Annotated in this window: 4 protein-coding genes; 1 reads left to right on the top strand and 3 read right to left on the bottom strand. The window is 46.9% G+C overall.

Features of this window, described 5'->3' with window-relative positions; genetic code table 11:
* From dcm to lolA, 3 genes are all read right to left on the bottom strand, one after another.
* Positions 1–662: DNA (cytosine-5-)-methyltransferase (gene dcm, locus Q0620_RS10595; protein WP_298785110.1), on the bottom strand; the 662-nt coding region annotated here is incomplete at its 3' end.
* A 35-nt stretch (positions 663–697) separates the two neighbouring features.
* Positions 698–1,258: a low molecular weight protein-tyrosine-phosphatase gene (locus Q0620_RS10590; RefSeq protein WP_298785108.1), complete on the bottom strand. Its 561-nt coding sequence runs from the start codon at positions 1,256–1,258 to the stop codon at positions 698–700.
* A gap of 6 nt (positions 1,259–1,264) precedes the next feature.
* The gene (lolA, locus tag Q0620_RS10585) at positions 1,265–1,777 is read right to left on the bottom strand and encodes a LolA-like outer membrane lipoprotein chaperone (protein WP_298785106.1); all 513 of its coding nucleotides are present in this window, start codon (positions 1,775–1,777) and stop codon (positions 1,265–1,267) included.
* A gap of 120 nt (positions 1,778–1,897) precedes the next feature.
* Here lolA and secA point away from each other — a divergent pair, with 120 nt between their 5' ends.
* A complete protein-coding gene (gene secA, locus Q0620_RS10580) occupies positions 1,898–4,516 on the top strand; it encodes a preprotein translocase subunit SecA (protein ID WP_298785103.1) in 2,619 nt (872 codons plus the stop codon).
* Positions 4,517–4,942: the final 426 nt, after the last annotated feature.

Here is a 4,942-nt window from a genome sequence, read left to right as displayed (position 1 = left end):
TATTCATTATTATTTATAGCTTTTTCATTATGCTTATTTTTTGCCGCAGCTGGAACAGCAGTAAATTGTAAATCCCAAATTGCGTCTCTTAGCGTTAGTTTTTTATTATCATCTTGCGTAGATCCTTTCGGGAAACTGAAATTCATATTTAAATCTTTTCTAAAGCCTATATAAAATACACGTTTCCTTTCCTGCGCGGTTGCATAATTTTTAGCATTTGCAAGATTTAATGTTACGTCATAGCCTGCATTTTTAAATAACTCTAATATATTTTTTACCGCGCCAAAATGCCTACGCGAAAGCATACCACTGACGTTTTCGGCTAAAAAGAATTTGGGCTTTGGATCTTTTAAAATTCTAATATAATCAAAAAATAATCGTCCGCGTGCGTCATCTATTCCTTTTAGAGCACCCGCTTCAGACCACGATTGACAAGGTGGACCGCCAATAATGCCATCAATATCTCCGTCTATAAACTCCGCTATTTCGTGACTTGTGATGTTACGTATATCGCTTCGTATAAGATGAGTATGCGGATGGTTTGCGCTAAAAGTATTCCAAATCGTCGCATCAAATTCATTCGCTACAGGTATTTTGAAACCTGCTTTATAAAAGCCCAAATCAAGCCCTCCGCAGCCACTAAAAAGACTAATCACGTTCACTCATTATCCTTACAAATTTTTAAAATATGCGGATTTTAGCAAATTCCGTCTGAATTTTTAATGTATCGCAAGAGTCCCTCGCAGCCGCGCTTGATATCTGCGTAGCAGCGCTCAAAATCGCGCGTGTAGTATGGATCGGCGATTTGTAGGTGTTCGGGATGGGTTAAATTTGAACCGGCGCCTTTTAAATTTAAGCCGATTTGCTTTGCTGAGCCTTTGAAATTTCGCGCATCGCAGTCTGTAAAATTTTCCCCTGCAAATTCCAAAAGAAATTTTACCTTAGCCATATCCTTACCGCGAAAAATTCGCCCCAGCGAGCGCATATTTTCATCATCCATGCAAAGTATCAGATCGTAGCGCTCGTAGTCTGCGGGCGTGACCTGCACGGCACGATGCACTACGAGCGGCACCTTTTGCTCTTTTAGCACGCGCTGCGTTTCGTAATAGGGCGGCGAGCCGATCTCGTCGGTGTGCGTCGCCGCAGAATCCAGGCCCACGTGCGCACTTAGACCACTTTGATTAATGAAATTTTGCATCACGGACTGCGCCATCGGCGAGCGACAGATGTTGCCGTGACAGACGAAAAGTAGCCTCACACGCGCCTACTGCGTGATGATGTCGTAGTTTTTCGGGATTGCGGGCTTGAAGATCGCATCGTTTACCGGCGCGTTTTTGCGGACATTGCTTAGATTTATGACGACTTTATTGTCCATTTTATCGGTATAGCTGATCTTACTCGGCAGACCTTCTTTCATATCGATGAGATATTTTACGTCGTCGAAGCTCGCCTCATAAACGCCGTTTTTATTGGGCTTTGCGTTCGCTAGGATCGCGGTTAAATTTGGAGTTTCTTTGATATTCGTGACGATGGCCTGCTCGAGTTCGGGCTCGATTACGACGACCTTTGTGAAGCTAAAAAAGATATTTTTTATCGTAGGGGTCTTATAATGCCACACGGCGTGCTCTTTTGTGGCGCTAAAATCGCCGCCGTAGCTGATTTTCGCATCGTCGCTCTGCACGGTTTGCGAAAAATTTGCGCTCAGAGTGTTGAATTCTATCCCGCTTGCGAATGCAAAAATGCAGCTTGCCGCTAAAGAAATAAGAGTTTTTTTCATAAATTTGACCTTTATTTTTGGAAATTTGCGCGTATTATAGCCGTTTTTCTAGGATTTAATTAAATAGAAACTAAAAATATGTTAATATGCGCGGTTAAAATTTTAAAACTAAGGTTTGAGATGTTTAAAAAGGTCATCCACGGGATTTTCGGTACTAAAAACGATAGGATCGTCAAACAATACGCCAAGCGCGCAGCGCAGATCAGTGCGCTCGAAGAAAACTACGCGTCGATGGACGATGCGGCGCTTAAGGCGGAATTTGAAGCGTTAAGAGCGCAAGTTCGCGCGGGCGAAAAGAGCACGGATGACGTGCTTAATGAAGTATTTGCTATCGTGCGAGAGGCGGGCAAAAGAGTGCTAAATATGCGCCACTTTGACGTTCAGCTAATAGGCGGTTTGGTGCTAAACGACGGCGCGATTGCCGAAATGAAAACGGGCGAAGGAAAGACCCTCGTAGCGACCTTGGCAGTAGTGCTAAATGCGATGGAGGGCAAGGGTGTGCATGTCGTAACCGTAAACGACTACCTAGCCAAGCGCGATGCTGCGCAAATGGGCGAGCTATATGAATTTTTAGGACTTAGCACCGGAGTGATCGTAGGCGGCGAATACGACGACGCCAAGCGCAAAGCCGCATACGCTTGCGACATCACCTACGGCACAAACAACGAGTTCGGCTTTGACTACCTGCGCGATAATATGAAATTTAGTGCGGATGAAAAGGTGCAGCGTGGGCATCATTTCGTAATCGTCGACGAGGTCGATAGTATCCTAATCGACGAAGCACGAACGCCGCTAATCATTTCAGGTCCTACGAACCGCACCCTGGACGGCTATATCAAAGCCGACGAAGTAGCTCGCCAAATGATCCGCGGCGAGGCGCCAGCCGATCCAAAAGGCAAAGCTACGGGTGATTTTACCGTAGATGAGAAAAATCGCGCCGTTTTGATTACCGAAGCGGGAATTTCAAAAGCCGAGAAGCTTTTTGGCGTCGATAACCTCTATAGCCTTGAAAATGCCGTGCTTAGCCACTACCTTGATCAAGCGCTTAAAGCAAATTATCTATTTGAAAAGGATGTACACTACGTCGTGCGCGACGGGCAGGTCATAATCGTGGATGAATTTACGGGTCGTCTTAGCGAGGGGCGCAGATTCAGCGAAGGGCTCCATCAGGCTCTTGAAGCTAAAGAGGGCGTGCAAATCCAGGAGGAGAGCCAAACTCTTGCCGACATTACCTTTCAAAACTACTTCCGCCTTTACGAAAAGCTCGCCGGTATGACGGGTACGGCGCAGACGGAAGCGACGGAATTTTCTCAAATTTACAAGCTCGAAGTGGTCTCGATCCCTACAAACGTACCGGTCATCAGAAAGGATCAAAACGACCTTATATACAAAACCGAGCGCGAAAAATTTGACGCCGTCATTAGCGAGATCAAGCGGCTAAATTCCAAAGGCCAGCCCGTACTAGTGGGTACGGCGTCGATCGAAAAGAGTGAGAAGCTGCACGAGCTTTTGGTCAAAGAAAACATCGCGCACTCCGTGTTAAACGCCAAAAATCACGAGCGTGAAGCGCAGATCATCAAAGACGCAGGCGTAAAGGGTGCCGTAACGATCGCTACGAATATGGCGGGACGTGGCGTGGATATCCGCATAGACGATGAAGTGCGCGCTTTGGGCGGGCTGTATATTTTAGGTACCGAGCGTCACGAAAGTCGCCGCATTGATAATCAGCTCCGCGGTCGAAGCGGACGCCAAGGTGATCCGGGCGAGAGTAGGTTTTTCTTAAGCTTGGAGGATAATCTGCTTAGAATTTTTGGCAGCGATAAGATCAAAAATATCATGGATCGCTTGGGTTTAAAAGACGGCGAACATATCGAATCAGGCATGGTTTCGCGCGCAGTAGAGAACGCGCAGAAAAAGGTCGAGAGCTTGCATTTTGAAGCGCGTAAAAACATCCTAGAATACGACGACGTCGCAAACGAGCAGCGCAAGACGATCTATAAATATCGCAACGAGCTTTTGGATCCCGACTACGATCTGAAAGATAAAATCATCCAAAACCGCGAGGAGTATATCTCTAGCGTGCTTGAGGAGCTTGAAATTTTCGACGGCGCAAATATCAAAGAGGTCGATAAATTCCCGATCGTCGCTAAAATCGCTCAAGAAACGGGCGAGGTGCTCGAAAACAGCGAACTTGAAAAGGTCGATGATTTCAAAGAGCTGAAGGAAAAGATCATCGGCGCGCTTGCCGTTTCGTATGAAAACAAGATGGCGCCGATCGATCCGCAGCAGCGCAAAAGTATCGAAAAGATGCTTTATCTACAGATCGTCGATCGCGACTGGCGGGAGCATTTGTATCAGATGGATATCCTAAAAGCGGGCATCGGACTTCGCGGCTACAACCACAAAGACCCGCTTACGGAGTATAAAAAGGAGAGCTACAATCTCTTTATGGAGCTTGTAATGCGCCTCAAATCCGATAGCATCCGCTTGCTGCATTCGATCCAGTTTAAATCTAGGGAGGAGATAGAAGCCGAGCAGCGTGCGATGCAGGAGTGCATGGAGAGCTCAAACGCCAAAGAACTCGCCGCTGCAAGCACGAATGAGGCGCAGCTAAAGGGCTCCGATGAGTTCGGCGACAAAAAGCCTAAGCGAAACGATCCTTGCCCTTGCGGCAGCGGCAAAAAATACAAAGACTGCCACGGCAAGGGCGGTCCGAAAAAGGGCGGCTTTGCGAGGTAGGCGCGGCGATCGGTCGTAAGTATCGCACGATCAGTGATCTCGATTGCAAGCATTGCGCAATCGGCACTTTTCAATCTTGCTTTCGTATTTAGCGGATCGGTCGAGGGCGGAAAGCGTCATAAAATTTTAAAGAGGCTTGATCGCGAGGCGGCGCGGACAGAAATTTTAAAAGAGCTTGATCGCTAGGCGGTACGAACGGCGCGCAAAGCTGCGCGATGGGGTGGAATTTTAGTTTTGAAATTTTAAAATTTCAAAGCGCGCCCAATGCTTTGTCGCGTATTTTTCATAGCGCTGTTGCGGTGTGCCGTGCTGCAAAACGTAAGCCAATCAGCGCGTGATACTTAAATTTAATACGCGGCTAGGACACTGCGCGGCATTAAAATTTTAAATTTATGCGATTGTGGGAGAGCTTTTTAAGCGAAATCC

Source organism: uncultured Campylobacter sp. (genome assembly GCF_938017615.1).
Lineage (GTDB): Bacteria > Campylobacterota > Campylobacteria > Campylobacterales > Campylobacteraceae > Campylobacter_B.
The sequence above is the reverse complement of the archived record's forward strand: the minus strand, read 5'-3'. Positions and strand labels throughout refer to the sequence as shown.